The sequence below is a fragment of the Gilliamella sp. W8145 genome (assembly GCF_016101145.1).
Lineage (GTDB): Bacteria > Pseudomonadota > Gammaproteobacteria > Enterobacterales > Orbaceae > Gilliamella > Gilliamella apis_A.
Map to the genome: position 1 here is coordinate 53110 of NZ_JACFRC010000005.1, position 15369 is coordinate 68478.

The 15369-nt window shown below is 35.0% G+C and carries 17 protein-coding genes; 7 read left to right on the forward strand and 10 right to left on the reverse strand.

The genetic code is table 11. From position 1 onward, the window contains the following. Window positions 1-14: 14 nt before the first annotated feature. A complete protein-coding gene (locus H3T80_RS11260) occupies window positions 15-1436 on the forward strand; it encodes a cation:dicarboxylate symporter family transporter (protein WP_198201750.1) in 1422 nt (473 codons plus the stop codon). A gap of 90 nt (window positions 1437-1526) precedes the next feature. Here the strand turns inward: H3T80_RS11260 and galU are convergent, their stop codons facing one another. The 6 genes from galU to H3T80_RS11290 form a co-directional block, all read right to left on the reverse strand. Then, complete coding sequence (gene galU / locus H3T80_RS11265) at window positions 1527-2441, reverse strand: UTP--glucose-1-phosphate uridylyltransferase GalU (protein WP_198201751.1); 915 nt, start codon at window positions 2439-2441, stop codon at window positions 1527-1529. Between the two features lie 20 nt (window positions 2442-2461). Further along, window positions 2462-2962 carry a DUF2569 domain-containing protein gene (locus H3T80_RS11270; RefSeq protein ID WP_198201752.1) on the reverse strand — a complete coding sequence of 167 codons (501 nt, stop codon included), beginning with the start codon at window positions 2960-2962 and terminating at the stop codon, window positions 2462-2464. Between the two features lie 10 nt (window positions 2963-2972). Continuing rightward, the gene (locus tag H3T80_RS11275) at window positions 2973-3422 is read right to left on the reverse strand and encodes a hypothetical protein (protein WP_198201753.1); all 450 of its coding nucleotides are present in this window, start codon (window positions 3420-3422) and stop codon (window positions 2973-2975) included. 102 nt (window positions 3423-3524) lie between these two features. Beyond that, entirely contained in the window at window positions 3525-3674 is a 150-nt protein-coding gene (locus tag H3T80_RS11280) for an entericidin A/B family lipoprotein (protein WP_065578372.1), read from the reverse strand. A 24-nt stretch (window positions 3675-3698) separates the two neighbouring features. Further along, entirely contained in the window at window positions 3699-4895 is a 1197-nt protein-coding gene (locus tag H3T80_RS11285; protein WP_198201754.1) for an amino acid aminotransferase, read from the reverse strand. A gap of 265 nt (window positions 4896-5160) precedes the next feature. Further along, window positions 5161-5544: a RidA family protein gene (locus H3T80_RS11290; RefSeq protein ID WP_110448577.1), complete on the reverse strand. Its 384-nt coding sequence runs from the start codon at window positions 5542-5544 to the stop codon at window positions 5161-5163. A gap of 147 nt (window positions 5545-5691) precedes the next feature. Between H3T80_RS11290 and ffh the strand changes: the two genes are divergently transcribed. After that, complete coding sequence (gene ffh, locus H3T80_RS11295; RefSeq protein WP_065651701.1) at window positions 5692-7059, forward strand: signal recognition particle protein; 1368 nt, start codon at window positions 5692-5694, stop codon at window positions 7057-7059. 68 nt (window positions 7060-7127) lie between these two features. On the opposite strand, the gene H3T80_RS11300 is transcribed toward ffh, so the two are convergent. Beyond that, a complete protein-coding gene (locus H3T80_RS11300) occupies window positions 7128-8000 on the reverse strand; it encodes an EamA family transporter (RefSeq protein WP_198201755.1) in 873 nt (290 codons plus the stop codon). A gap of 166 nt (window positions 8001-8166) precedes the next feature. Further along, window positions 8167-9150: an octaprenyl diphosphate synthase gene (ispB, locus tag H3T80_RS11305; protein ID WP_110448580.1), complete on the reverse strand. Its 984-nt coding sequence runs from the start codon at window positions 9148-9150 to the stop codon at window positions 8167-8169. Between the two features lie 155 nt (window positions 9151-9305). On the opposite strand from ispB, the gene H3T80_RS11310 reads away from it, so the two are divergent. Then, window positions 9306-10151, forward strand: coding sequence for a TonB family protein (locus H3T80_RS11310; protein ID WP_110448581.1), 846 nt, complete (start codon window positions 9306-9308; stop codon window positions 10149-10151). A gap of 106 nt (window positions 10152-10257) precedes the next feature. On the opposite strand, the gene pepP is transcribed toward H3T80_RS11310, so the two are convergent. Both pepP and H3T80_RS11320 read right to left on the reverse strand, forming a co-directional pair. Next, the gene (gene pepP / locus H3T80_RS11315) at window positions 10258-11571 is read right to left on the reverse strand and encodes a Xaa-Pro aminopeptidase (protein ID WP_232350192.1); all 1314 of its coding nucleotides are present in this window, start codon (window positions 11569-11571) and stop codon (window positions 10258-10260) included. A gap of 32 nt (window positions 11572-11603) precedes the next feature. Continuing rightward, window positions 11604-12146 carry a UPF0149 family protein gene (locus H3T80_RS11320; RefSeq protein WP_086362765.1) on the reverse strand — a complete coding sequence of 181 codons (543 nt, stop codon included), beginning with the start codon at window positions 12144-12146 and terminating at the stop codon, window positions 11604-11606. A gap of 123 nt (window positions 12147-12269) precedes the next feature. Here H3T80_RS11320 and H3T80_RS11325 point away from each other — a divergent pair, with 123 nt between their 5' ends. The 4 genes from H3T80_RS11325 (at window position 12270) to crr (ending at window position 15306) form a co-directional block, all read left to right on the forward strand. Further along, window positions 12270-12614: a hypothetical protein gene (locus H3T80_RS11325; protein WP_034901722.1), complete on the forward strand. Its 345-nt coding sequence runs from the start codon at window positions 12270-12272 to the stop codon at window positions 12612-12614. Window positions 12615-12756: 142 nt separating this feature from the next. After that, complete coding sequence (gene ptsH, locus H3T80_RS11330; RefSeq protein WP_034901724.1) at window positions 12757-13014, forward strand: phosphocarrier protein Hpr; 258 nt, start codon at window positions 12757-12759, stop codon at window positions 13012-13014. Window positions 13015-13065: 51 nt separating this feature from the next. After that, window positions 13066-14793 carry a phosphoenolpyruvate-protein phosphotransferase PtsI gene (ptsI, locus tag H3T80_RS11335; protein ID WP_086356827.1) on the forward strand — a complete coding sequence of 576 codons (1728 nt, stop codon included), beginning with the start codon at window positions 13066-13068 and terminating at the stop codon, window positions 14791-14793. Window positions 14794-14802: 9 nt separating this feature from the next. Further along, window positions 14803-15306, forward strand: coding sequence for a PTS glucose transporter subunit IIA (crr, locus tag H3T80_RS11340; protein ID WP_065614627.1), 504 nt, complete (start codon window positions 14803-14805; stop codon window positions 15304-15306). Window positions 15307-15369: the final 63 nt, after the last annotated feature.

Genomic DNA, 15369 nt, shown 5'->3' on the forward strand with positions numbered 1-15369 from the left:
GCTGGGGGTAAACCATGTCAGATGCCATTTTTCAGGGGACTTTTTTTGAAAAGTTCTTATCTATCACCCATTATCAAACCTTAATAGGCATTGGCTTATTGCTGTTTTGCTTTTTTGCGATAATGCGACCACTGCAAACCAAAAAAGTTAATTTTTCTATTCGTATGCTAGTTGGCTTAGTACTTGGTGCCGTACTGGGTTTAGGTATTCAAGCCGCTGCAGGTTTTCCAAATAGCTCAACAATTTGGATGCAAGAAATCGCAACATGGTATGGTTTATTCGGACGAGCCTTTATAGCCTTTATTCGCATGCTAGTTATTCCTCTGATTTTCGTCTCAATTGTAAAAGTGATTATTGATTTTTCTGGTAAAGAAAATTTACCACAAATCGCATTCAGAGGTATTTTTTGGCTACTATTCACTACAGCCATTGCTTGTATTATTGGGATTATCTTGGCTAATGTATTATCATTAGGTGAACTAAGTTCAACCTCAGCCAAAACCGCTGTTGCAAAACAATATACCAATATCATTGATACATTCGTCAATCTTATCCCTAGTAACATCATTGCTTCCATGGTAAAAGAGAATATTGTTGGTTTAGTCATCTTTTCGGCATTAATGGGACTTGCAGCTAATCGCATGGAAAAAAAGAATCCTCAACCTATTGCCCTGTTTAAAACTTTTATTGAAGCACTTTATAAAATTATCATGTCAATTGCCATGACGGTCATCAAATATATGCCTTATGCAGTAATTGCCTTACTTGCTCGCACCATTATTTCCAATGGTATTCCTGCAATAGTCGAAGTATCAAGCTTTGTATTAGCAATTTACCTTGCTACCATATTAATGCTTGCAGTACATATCTTGATTGTGATGGTACATGGTATTTCACCAATCACATTTATTAAAAAAGCACTTGGTACATGGTTACTGGCTTTTACCAGCCGTTCATCAGTCGGTACATTACCTATGACAATATCAACATTGACCGTCAGAATGGGAGTAAATACCGGTACTGCTAATCTAGTAGGATCATTGGGTAGTACAATGGGAATGAATGGTTGTGCTGGATTTTTCCCTGCACTGCTTGCCGTAATGGTTGCCCATATGGTGGGCATTAATACTGATATCCAATTTTATATTATGCTAGTAATTGTGGTCGTTATCGGTTCGATTGGTATCGCCGGTATCCCAGGTACTGCAACTGTTGCAGCAACCGTTGTACTATCAGGCATGGGAATGGCAGAATACTTCCCTTTAATCGGTATGGTGCTAGCCGTTGATCCAATCATTGATATGGCCAGAACCTTAGCCAATGTATCTGGTGCAATGACAGCAGCAATTGCAACCGATCATGAAGTTGGATTAATGAATATGGATATCTATAACGATCCTAACGTGACCTTAGATAATGAGCAGTCAGAAGTTTAATGATAAAAATTACACTTTCGATGTATTCTAAACAAATAGCAAAAAGACGCCAATTGGCGTCTTTTTTATATCAGTTGATTAGACAAAAAATTAAATCGTTTTTAACCACGCTTTAACATCATCGCCTAAACTTTTATGACGCATTGCATATTGTACAAAAGTTTGGACATAACCTAATTTATTACCACAATCATGGCTTCGGCCTTTAATGCAATACGCATCAACAGGATCTTCTGCAAGTAACATCGCAATTGCGTCAGTTAATTGAATTTCACCACCAGCACCTAATGGTGTTTTGGCTAATAAAGGCCAAATTTTTTCTGACAATACATAACGACCTACCACTGATTGATTAGATGGTGCTTCTTCAATTGACGGTTTTTCAACTACACTATACATTTGTGTTACATTACCTGCAGATAACTCTTCACCACGGCAGTCAACAATACCATAAGATGAAACAAGTTCTTTTGGTACCGGCTCAACCATGATTTGGCTATGTTTAGTCTCATGATAATTATGAATCATCGCCGCTAAATTATCTTGAGTAAGATCACTTTCATACTCATCGATAATCACATCCGGTAACACAACAGCAAAAGGTTCATCACCAACTAAAGGATAAGCACAAAGTACCGCATGACCAAGCCCTTTGGCTAAACCTTGGCGAACACTTGTGATAGTAACATGTTTTGGTAGTATTGCTTGCACTTCTTGCAAGAGTTGACGTTTAACTCGCGCTTCTAACATAGCTTCAAGCTCGAAGCTAGTATCAAAATGGTTTTCAATCGAATTTTTAGAAGAATGTGTAACAAAAATAATTTCAGTTATTCCTGCCGCAATACACTCTTTAACAACATATTGTATAAGTGGTTTATCCACCACGGGTAACATCTCTTTAGGAATCGCTTTGGTTGCAGGCAACATTCTCGTGCCAAGGCCTGCGACTGGAATTACGGCTTTCTTAACTTTTCCCTTTAAAGATGGTTCAAAATTTGATGACATTTTAGTTCCTTAAAAATATATTAACTAATAATATTGTTATTACTTTCCACTCTACGACGCCCATTAACAAACGTGTTATAAACTCTTTCAGATTTTAACATATAAGAAATACAAATAACGCTCAAAATAATGTTTTTGGCTATATTAAACAAATCACGGCTTTCAATTTTAAATGTGGTAAATTGATGAGTAATAAACTGATCTAAAAGCATCAATCCAATAACTAACAGTTCAAAACAAATCATCAAAGATGGAAATTTATAATTTTTAGTGAAAAAAAGATAAAGTAAGTAGATATTAAAAAAAATAAGAATCAAATTCATGCCAATTTCTAATGGATAAATCCAGTTAAGATTTTCACTATAAAAAATGGAATTTGAATTAGTAAAATTAGCCAATCTTATAAAGATAATGCTTATATAAATAATCAAAAATATATTACTGATACAACTCAAAATTAATCTTATTGCAACAACAATAAGCCAGCCACCTAATCCTCTAAGGGGTAAGTTATCAGTCATATAAATATCCTTATTTAATAATAGATAAATCCGCAGATTCGATTAATGAAGGATTATCTCTATCTTTAGCTAAAGAATCAATGGAAATATAAATAATCTGACAGTTTTCTAATACCGCTTCTTTGACTACAAATTTTGCCTTACGATCACGAGTTTCCTTCTGTTTAGAACTAATATACAAATCATCATAACCGTCATCATACATTGATGTTCGTTCAAATATATTAGGACTCCGCCAAAATGTCTCTTTCGGATAATCTCGTACAAAAGTTTGACCAGTTAATCTGCCTTTTAAACCAACATAGTTAGTTGTTAAATGACGACTAGCTCGACTTTGAGAAAGGTAAATATGGGAATATGTTGAAACATTGCTATCAAGTTGGTTTAACTTGAATTCAATACCTGAACGATTTTGATACTGGCAATTTTCCATTGTTAAAGGTGTAGTTCGAAAATTCAACGAACTACACCCTACAAGTAAAAATATAAAGAAAATATTAAAAATACGATACATCATTTGTTGTTTACTTATAAAATATTTATAAGTAACTCCAGCTACTATTTACATCTTTTCACTAACATTTTCAGCAGTATTCGTAATTGCTTTACCGCCAGATTGAACATCTTTACCGACACCTTTAAACGTGTTACAACCAACTACCATTGTTGTCATCGCAATACTTACCATTAAAATAAATACTTTACGTAACATGTGATTCTCCTCTAGTTAGTCACATTATGATTTTATTGTGGCAAATGCTTCTGCTACACGATGTATATTATGGTGATTTAATCCTGCCACACACATTCTTCCGCTGCCCACCAAATAAACGGCGAAATCATCTTTTAGCTGTGTGACTTGCTCTTTAGAAAAACCTGTATAGCTAAACATACCTCTTTGTTTAACCAAATAATCAAAATTTTGTGCCGGTGCTGCTGTTTTTAATAAATCGACTAAGGTTGAACGCATGGTTACAATACGGTTGCGCATGGTTTGAACTTCATTAAGCCATAAAGCTTTAAGTTCCGTATTATTTAATACATATGAGACCAATTGCGCTCCATACGCAGCTGGGCTGGAATAGTTACGACGAACTGTTGCTTGTAACTGACCAAATACACAATTTGCTGCTTGGCTATCATCACATAATACGGATAATCCACCTACCCGTTCTCCATACAGTGAAAAAGTTTTAGAAAAAGAATTACTGATCAAACCACATAATCCTTTCTCAGCGACTTTTTTGATTGCATAACTATCATTTTCGATACTTTCACCAAAACCTTGATAAGCAATATCCATAAATGGGATAAGATCACGATTTTGTAAAACTTCAATTACTTTATCCCACTGCGGCTGTGTTAAATCGACACCAGTAGGATTATGACAACAAGGATGTAATAGCACGATACTTTTAGCCGGTAAGCTATTTAATGTATCAAGCATAGCGTCAAATTTTACACCACAAGTTGTTGGGTCAAAATAAGGATATTTATTTACTTTAAAGCCTGCACCACTAAAAATAGCAATATGATTTTCCCAAGTTGGATCACTCACCCATACTTGAGAATTCGGAAAATAGTGATAAAGAAAATCAGCACCAACTTTCAGGGCACCTGACCCACCTAACGTTTGAATAGTTGCAATACGTTTAGCTTGAATAGCAGGATTATCTTCACCAAAAAGCAGTGATTGGATCGCTTGGCAATAACTAGGTAAACCACTCATTGGCAAATAAAGTTGTGCGCCTTGTTGATGTTGATAAATATAATCACGAGCCGTTTTAACACATGATAACTGCGGAACCTCACTGTTTTCATCATAATAATATCCAATACTTAAATTGGTCTTATCCTGACGGCTATCATTATTAAATTCTGCGACTAATGACAAAATTGGGTCACCAGCATACGACTCTACTTTTTCAAACATTTTTCCAACCTAATTAACCAATAAATAGCAATGTATAATTGTAGATTATTGCACCAACTCAATTAGCAATCAATCACTAAATAACAGTTTAAATATAAATAATTTTAGGCGAATAAAATCGACTTTTAAACAGCCAGATACAGATAGAAAAACATCATAACTGATGACCAAAAAATAGGAAAATTTAGCAAGAAAAGCCGCGAAAAAACTTCCCTCAACTTTTTTGCTTCATTAGCACCTATTGGTGCTAATGATTTTGGCAAACTTATTTAACAGCAATAACTTCTATTTCAACTTTAGCATCTTTCGGAATTCGAGCTACTTGCACACAAGAACGAGCTGGAAAGCTTGCTTGATTTTCGGTAAAAAATTCTTCATAGACACTATTAACATCAGCAAAATCATTCATATCAGCTAAAAAAATAGTTGTTTTAACGATATTTTTAACTTGATAACCCGCCTCAGTAATAATTGCTTTAACATTAGCTAAACTTTGCTTAGCTTGTTCTTTCACGCAAGTTGGCATCTCACCCGTTGCTGGATTAATTGGGATTTGACCTGATGCAAATAACATATTACCCAAATCGACACCTTGTACATAAGGACCAATAGCTGCAGGGGCTTTATCGGTATTAACTACTTTCACCATAGATAACTTTCTCCTTTCATTTATTATGACTCTCATTTCAACAGGAACACAATTTTGTGTCAAGCCATAACAAATTTATGATCATGGGACTTCTGCAAATTTTCTGATATGATAGGTGATAATTTTTTTAATTTGTTGAGAGTTAGTATGTTTGAGAATTTAACTGACCGTTTATCACAGACATTCCGCAATATTAGTGGTCGTGGACGTCTGTCTGAAGATAATATCAAAGATGCGCTACGTGATGTCAGAATGGCATTACTTGAAGCTGATGTTGCCCTACCTGTAGTACGGGAATTTATTAACCAAGTTAAACAAAAAGCCGTCGGTTTAGACGTAAATAAAACACTAACCCCAGGCCAAGAGTTTATTAAAATCGTTCAAGCTGAACTGACTGCAGCAATGGGTGAAGTTAATAGTTCACTTAACTTAGCTACTCAGCCTCCAGCGGTAATGCTAATGGCTGGTTTACAAGGTGCAGGTAAAACAACTAGCGTTGCAAAACTAGCAAAATTCTTAAAAGAAAAACAAAAAAAGAAAGTATTAGTTGTTTCTGCCGATGTTTATCGACCCGCAGCGATAAAACAATTAGAAACACTTGCTAAAGCAATTGATGTCGAGTTCTTCCCATCAGATATCAATCAAAAACCAGTTGATATTGTTAATAAAGCAATTTCACATGCGAAATTACAATTTTTTGATGTACTGATTGTCGATACCGCTGGTCGATTGCATGTTGATAGCGACATGATGGATGAAATCAAAGCACTACATGATGCAATCAATCCAATTGAAACACTATTTGTTGTCGATGCAATGACCGGACAAGATGCCGCCAATACAGCTAAAGCATTTAATGATGCCTTACCACTAACCGGTGTCATTTTAACTAAAGTTGATGGTGATGCTCGTGGTGGTGCAGCATTATCAATCCGCCATATCACTGGCAAACCAATTAAGTTTTTAGGGATGGGAGAAAAAACGGATGCATTAGAGCCTTTTTACCCTGACCGTATCGCTTCGCGCATTTTAGGCATGGGAGATGTTCTCTCTTTAATTGAAGAATTACAGAGTAATGTTGATCGTGAAAAAGCGGAAAAAATCGCTAAAAAGTTAAAAAAAGGCGATAAATTTGACTTTAATGATTTCCAAGATCAGCTTAAACAGATGCGTAATATGGGTGGAATGGGGGCCATGCTGGCTAAATTACCTGGTGTAGGACAACTACCAGATCATATTAAAGCGCAAATGGATGACAAAATCACCATCAAGATGGAAGCAATAATTGGCTCTATGACTTTAAAAGAGCGAGCAAATCCTGAAATCATCAAAGGATCACGCAAACGCCGTATTGCAAATGGATCCGGAACACAAGTACAAGATGTTAACAAACTACTTAAACAGTTTGAAGATATGCAAAAAATGATGAAAAAAATGAAGGGTGGCGGCATGATGAAGATGATGCGTCAAATGAAAGGCTTAATGGGCGGAGGCATGGGTTTTCCGCCTCGATAAACGTTCACTATACTTCTCTTTCTCTTAATTACTATCGCGTGTTTGAGCGCGATAGTAATTCAATACACTCAATCTTCTCGATTTAGTGCTTTAATTTTACTTGGTCGATGCATAGTTAATACCGTACCAATCGAAGAAACAATAATAAACATAATAGCTAACCACTGGTAATGTGTTAACTGTTCATGTAAAACAATTAATCCCGAAAATGCCGCAAATACTGGCGACAAACTCATTAAGGTACTAAAAGTTTGGGCTGGTAAACGGGGTAATGCGACCATATCAAGACCATAAGGAATCGCTGATGCTAACAGTGAAACCATGAAAGCTAATGGTAAAATGTCCAAGGAAAACATTGTGCTACCACTTTGCCATACCCCAATAGGAAAGAGTAATACTGAAGCAACAATCGAGCCGAGTGCAACACTTGGTGCACCATATATTTCGCCTGCCTTACGACCAAAAAGAATATAACCAGCCCAACAGCCTCCAGCACCTAAAGCAAGTAAAAGACCTATCGGATCTAAATCACTGGCTGCTTGATGAATAGGCAACAACATAACTAATCCAATTATGGCAATAGCTAACCAAATAAAATCGCTTAATCGTCGACCGGAAAACATAGCGACCATAATTGGCCCCGTCAATTCAATTGCGACAGCAATACCTAAAGGAATACGAGAGATAGCATTATAAAAAGATAAATTCATGCATCCCATGGCAATACCATATAAAATAATATATTTAATTGCTGGTTTAGAAATCGTTTTACGCCAAGGTTTAAAGATTATGACCAATAAAATAGCGGAAAAAAATAAACGCCAAGCAGTCATTGCTTCTGGTCCAAGTACTGGGAATAAATATTTAGCAAATGAAGCGCTTGATTGTACAGAAATCATCGATACGAAAATTAAAAAAACCGGCCAAGACCTTTTGAACATAATAATAACCTTATTTGAACAATGGGATTGTTATAAAAAGGGCACAACCTATTTGCATAACATAATAAAATTCAATTTGAAATATTCACCATCAATGGTAAAAAACAATGTTAATTAAACAAATTGTATAACTAATGTATTTAAAATTATCAAATAAACATCACTGTCAGTTTTCCCTTTTTACTGATAACAATGCCAGATCTTGTAGTGCTTTTTTATAAGGAGAATCTGGTAAAATTGAAATCACATTAAACGCTTTATTTGCCTCTTGCTGGGCTGTTTCTAAAGTAAATTCAAGCGATCCGCATGACTTCATCACCGCTAAAACATGATCTAATAAATGGCGTCCATTTCCTTGTTCAATTGCTTGCCGGATTAAAGCCGCATCCTGTGCATTAGCATGATGCATTGCATGTAGTAGTGGTAATGTCGGTTTACCCTCATTAAGATCATCACCTAAATTTTTACCCAATTTTTGATTACTATCGGCACTATAATCTAATAAGTCATCAATAATTTGAAAAGCAGTTCCTAAATATTTTCCATATTCTTGTAAGGCAAATTCTTGTTCTGGGGTTGCTTCAGCAAGGACAGCAGCGGAATGAGAAGTCGCTTCAAATAGTCTTGCTGTTTTACGATATATGACTTGTAGATACTGTTCTTTAGTAATATCTGGATCATTACAATTAAGTAGTTGTTGGACTTCACCTTCTGCGATAACATTCGTGGCCTCAGACATAATTTGTAATACTTTAAATGATTCGGTACGAACCATCATTTGAAAAGAACGAGTATAAATATAATCACCGACCAAAACACTAGCAGCATTACCAAATAATGCATTAGCTGTTGATTTGCCTCGGCGTAAATCTGACTCATCAACAACATCATCATGCAATAAGGTTGCAGTATGAATAAATTCAATAAAAGCAGCCGTTATAATATGTTTATCACCCTGATAATTCAGTGCTTTAGCAATGAGTAGCGCAATGATTGGACGAATACGTTTACCGCCACTACTAATAATGTAATTGCCTAATTGATTGATTAATACAACATCAGAGCTAAGCTCTGCTTGTATTGCCTGATTAACCTTCACTAAATCTTCTTGAACTAGATCGAGTATCTGTTTTATCGATGGATTATTCATCAGTCTAACCGCTACAAATGAGAGATATTTACTTACTATTATCTGATAAATATTTTTATGCAACAAGTTATTGATAAATCATATTTAAAAAAATGCTACAAATGATAAGCATTTTCATTTAGAATACACGCCCTAAGGGATAAATTATTACTGCTATGAAGATCAATTTTGATATAGATATCAATACAGAAAAAGAGCCACAATCACCTATTGCTAACAAGCAACAGGATAATTATATATATGTATTTGTATCTGTTGCTGTGATATCACATCTACTTTTATTAGGATTATTATTTAGCTCAGCGTTGTTTGCAAATAACATCATGGTTGATGAAGGTGATGATTCAATTAAAGCCGTAATGGTTGATCTTACTCAATTAGCAGCCCCTGAACAATCATTAGTTGAAAATACACCTGATATTCAAGGCGCAGAAAACAGTGAAATCATAGATAATAAACCTATTGAAGAACAACCCGTTGAACCTGTTGTTGAGCCTGAAATCGTTAAAGAAGAAACACCTGATCCTACACCGGAAAAAGAACCCGAAAAACCTACTGTTGAACCTGATAAACCAACAATAGTAAAACCAGAACCAAAACCGAAACCAAAAAAGAAAAAACCACCAACACAAAAAGCCTCTCGGCAACAAGTTAGACAAGAAGCAATTAGTGATAATACTGCCAAAACGTCAGTAGCACCTAAAATTTCTGATAATCAGCAATATTCGGGTAATCCAACACCGATTAGCCGAAATCGCCCAGAATATCCAAGAAGAGCACTAGACATGCGCTTAGAAGGTCATGTTATTGTCATGTTTGATGTAAATAGTGAAGGACGTGTTGAAAATATTAGAATTATTGAAGCTCAACCCAATAATATTTTTAATCGCGCAGTGATCACGGCAATGAAAACATGGAAATACAAACCAATTGCTGGTAAAAATATCAAAATGAAGATTATCTTTAATCGCGATAGTTCAATTAGTTTAGGTAATAACTAAACTGACATTTATCAATCCATAACTATCATTCAATAGTATTTATTTGAAATAAAACTTAATGGCGCTAATCTTAAATTATTGATTAGCACCTTACTTGATCATAAGTCTATTGATTGATTTGCATTAATTGTTCAATTTGTTGAGGATCTTTAGGCACCATTGCGGTTAAAACTTCATTGCCTGAATCAGTAATTAAAATATTATCCTCTATACGGATGCCAATGCCTTTATAACGTTCAGGAACATCGGCTTCTTGATTAATATAGAGCCCTGGTTCAACCGTTAACACCATGCCTGGAGCAAGGATGCGATCACGATCGCTACCGACATCATGCACATCAATACCTAACCAATGTCCTAAACCATGCATATAAAATGTCATGTAAGCTTTATTTGCAATTAACGTCTCGATATCGCCCTGCATAATGCCAAGTTTAACTAAACCTTCAACCATAATTCGAATAATTTGTTGGTTTACTATTGATATTGAAGTACCTGGTTGTAATAATTTGATTGCCGCGTATTGTGCCGTTAACACAATGTCATATATTTCACGTTGTGACTGATTAAATTTACCGTTTATAGGAAATGTACGGGTGATATCCCCAGCATAATACTGATATTCACAACCAGCATCAATTAAGACTAAATCGCCATCTTTCAATTGGTCGCTATTATTTTCATAATGCAATATACAACCATTATTTCCCCCACCAACAATAGTGTTATAAGATGGCGAACGAGCACCATACCAAGCAAATTCATGTAAAATTTCCGCTTCTAACTGATATTCATACAAACTAGGCTGACACTTTTGCATTGCGCGAATATGTGCCTTAGCACTTATTTCACAAGCTTCGCGCAATATAGCCATTTCGAAATCCGATTTAAACATACGCATTTCATGAACAATAGGTCGCCAATCAATCATTATATTTGGGACAACAAATTTGTTGCGAACACCTTGCCTTAAATTATGTAATGTTGTTTTAACTATTTCATCAGCATATTCGTATAACTGGTCAGCATGATAAATAACCTTTCTACCATTCAATAAATTTGGCAAAAGATTATTAATATCATCAAAAAGATAAGCTTCATCTACGCAAATTTTTTCTAATGCTACCTGCTGACCTAATCGATATCCGGTCCATGTTTCCGCTAAAGGATCCTTTTTACGGTTAAATAATACGTAACGAGCTTGATTATCAGACTCCTTTATCACCGCCAATAGAGCTTCTGGCTCAGCAAAAAAAGTAAAATACCAAAAATCACTATCTTGCCGATAAGGATAGTGAGTATCATTGCTTCGCGTAACCTCTGGTGAAGCAAAAAACAAAGCGATGCTATTTGGCTCCATTTGTGCCAATAATTTATTTCGTCGCGCTAAAAGTTCTGTTTTGCTATGCATATCTACCATAACTTGCACCTTAAAAATCAATGATACTAATATTAATGAATAGTTGGGGTTATATCAGATTCGTTAAATTCATCAAAACAAAGCATCGCCGTAATCCGAACGTATTCTTTAATTTCTTCAAATGCAAAGCCTAACTCTTGCTGATCTTCATTTTCATCATAACCCAATTTAACGATTTGTCTCAGGTCGTATATTGCCTCACCAACATCACCTTTAACACGATTAATTTTAGGTTGAACCAAACCAATTCCTAATAAAAAATGATTAACCCATCCGACTAAATCATCAATCTGAGTAAATAGATCTTGATCGCCGAGTAACAATTGAAATTCAAAATCTTCATCAATAAGTTGTTGTTTAGTTGAATGATATAATTTTTCAATTTCTTTGTTTAAAGGTTCAGCAATGCTTTGCCCATCATTTAACATATCCTTAGTTAAAATTTTCCAGCTTTCATCATGATTACCTCCTGCTAAAATACCTGATAAAAAACCATGTAATTCAGCCGCTGTCATGCCGATTTTATTTTGGATAAGTTGGCGATTAAGCTCATTGTAATTATTGCTATTAGTCATTAAATCCACCTTAGTCTTAAATACCGTAAAAACACACCCCTGCACTTTCACGGATTAATAGTATATAATTTATGCCTAGCTATAAATAATAAACAGGTTATTGTGCTTTATAAAGGAAATATTTTGAACATTTTTAGATTGATCGTAGCATTGCCCTCGCTATTTTTATTCTTTGTTATGTCATTAACTGCATGTAGTTCATGGGTGCCCAATAAAGGCGTGATTGTTCTTAATGTACAGAATCAAACAAATACCTCTATAACTAGCCAAGATTTACCTAAAAATTATCATTTAGGCAACAGCGAACAAGAGCTTGAAAAATTTGAATCTTTTTGCCACGAAGAGATCCGAGCTTCACAACTTGATGGTAGTGAAGAAGTTGTGTTTGAAAATATCAAACGAGGAATTCACGGGCAGGTAGAATTTAAAAAATGTCGTGATAAAATCACTCGAATTTACCGATATTAACAATAATATCGGCGAACTTGGTTGATTTATCACCATCAAAATTAGACGAATTGTTAAAGAACAGTGAAATCTTACTAGCCTTTCACGCTGTTTTTATTTATATTGTCGTCTGAAAAAACATATTTTTGGGAGTAAAATAATTATGTACAAACAAGATGTAACCATTACTGCATCGAATGGCCTTCATACTCGCCCTGCTGCGCAATTTGTAAAAGAAGCAAAAAACTTTAATGCTGAAATTACTGTCACATCAAACGGAAAAAGTGCTAGCGCTAAAAGCTTATTCAAATTACAAACATTAGGCTTAACTCAAGGCACAACGATTACTATTTCAGCCGAAGGTGAAGATGAAAAAGAAGCAGTAACTCATTTAGTAAAATTAATTCCTGAATTGGAATAATACTCCCAATTATTATTGAACGGTTTTAATATTGAATAAGGATTAAATGTTATGGTATCAGGTATACTTGTTTCCCCAGGTATCGCTTTTGCAAAAGCGCTATTATTAAAAGAAGAACCTATTGTAATTAATAATAGGCAAATTCTTGATAACAAAATTGACGCTGAAATCGAGCGCTTTAAAGAAGCGCGTCAAAAATCAAGCGAACAGCTAAATGCTATTATGGAGAGAGCAAAGACCACATTAGGTGAAGATAAAGCTGCCATTTTTGAAGGTCACATAATGCTTCTTGAAGATGAAGATCTTGAACAAGAAGTTATCTCTCGTATCCAAAGTAAACACTCAAGTGCTGATGCTGCCGTTCAATCTGTATTTGAAACGCAAGCAAAAGAGTTAGAAAACTTAGATGACGAATATTTAAAAGAACGTGCTGCAGATATCCGTGATATTGGCAAACGTCTATTGAAAAACATTCTCGGTATTGAAATTGTTGATTTAAGTGCTATTAGCCAACCATGTATCCTAGTTGCAACTGATTTAACACCATCAGAAACTGCACAATTAAATTTAGATATGGTATTAGGCTTTATCACTGATGCAGGTGGCCGTACGTCACATACCTCAATCATGGCTCGTTCATTAGAAATTCCAGCAATTGTTGGTACATCTAATGCAACACAAGCAATCAAACAAGGTGATTTTGTTATTTTAGATGCGATTAACAATGCAATCTATATTAATCCTGATCACACAACTGAAGAAAAATTAAAACAAGTTCAAACAAAATATATTGCTGACAAGGAAGAATTAGCAAAATTAAAAGATTTACCTGCGGTAACTCTTGATGGTCACCAAGTGGAAATTTGTGCCAATATCGGTACGGTACGTGATATTGCCGGTGCGGATCGCAATGGCTATGAAGGTGTTGGCCTTTATCGTACTGAGTTCTTATTTATGGATCGTGATGCGTATCCTAATGAAGAAGAACAATTCAAAGCATATAAAGAAGTTGCCGAATCAACTAATGGCTTATCAATTATTGTTCGTACTATGGATATTGGTGGTGACAAAGATGTACCTTATATGCATTTACCAAAAGAAGAAAACCCATTCTTAGGTTGGCGTGCAATCCGTATCTGTTTAGATCGTAAAGAGATATTACATGCACAATTACGCGCAATTCTACGTGCTTCAGCCTTTGGTAAATTACGTATCATGTTCCCAATGATTATTTCAGTTGAAGAAATTCGTATCTTAAAATCTGAAATCAATATTCTTAAAGAACAATTAACCGCCGAAGGTAAAGCGTTTGATAAAGAAATTGAAATTGGTGTTATGATCGAAACACCTGCAGCAGCAGTTATTGCTCGTCACTTAGCTAAAGAAGTTGACTTCTTCAGTATTGGTACTAACGATTTAACCCAATATACACTTGCTGTTGACCGTGGTAATGAGCTTATCTCACATCTTTATAATCCGTTTTCTCCATCAGTGTTAACATTAATTAAAAATGTCATTGATGCTTCTCATAAAGAAGGCAAATGGACAGGAATGTGTGGTGAACTTGCAGGTGATGAAAGAGCAACTATCCTATTATTAGGTATGGGACTTGATGAGTTTAGCATGAGTGCTGTATCAATTCCTAAAATCAAAAAATTAATTCGTAATACCAATTACGAAGAAGCGAAAAAATTTGCTGAAACTGCACTAGAAAAAGCAACCGCTAAAGAAATAACTGATTTAATTGAAAAATATACTGCTGAAAAGCAAATTTGTTAGGAGGCCATAATGGGTCTATTTGATAAAATAAAACAGTTTGTCTCTGACGATAACAAAAATAGCATTGAAATTATTGCACCTCTTAGTGGAGAGATCGTTAAAATCGAAGATGTGCCTGATGTTGTATTTGCTGAAAAAATCGTTGGCGATGGCGTTGCAATTAAACCATCTGGCAACAAAATTGTCGCACCATTAAATGGTAAAATTGGCAAAATTTTTGAAACTAATCATGCTTTTGCGATTGAGTCAGATGAAGGTATTGAACTTTTTGTTCATTTTGGTATAGATACCGTTGAACTAAAAGGTGAAGGTTTTACTCGTGTTGCTGAAGAAGGACAACAAGTTAAAATTGGCGATACTATCATTGAAATTGATCTACCTTTACTTGAAAGTAAAGCCAAATCAGTTTTAACTCCTGTTGTAATTTCAAATATGGAAACAGTAGTTGAACTAACCAAACTAACTGGATCTGTTGAAGCAGGTAAAACGCCAATTATGCGTGTTAAAAAATAATCATCTATAAAAAAAACCTTCAGTTAAAACTGAAGGTTTTTTCTATCTACTGTACAACTCGCT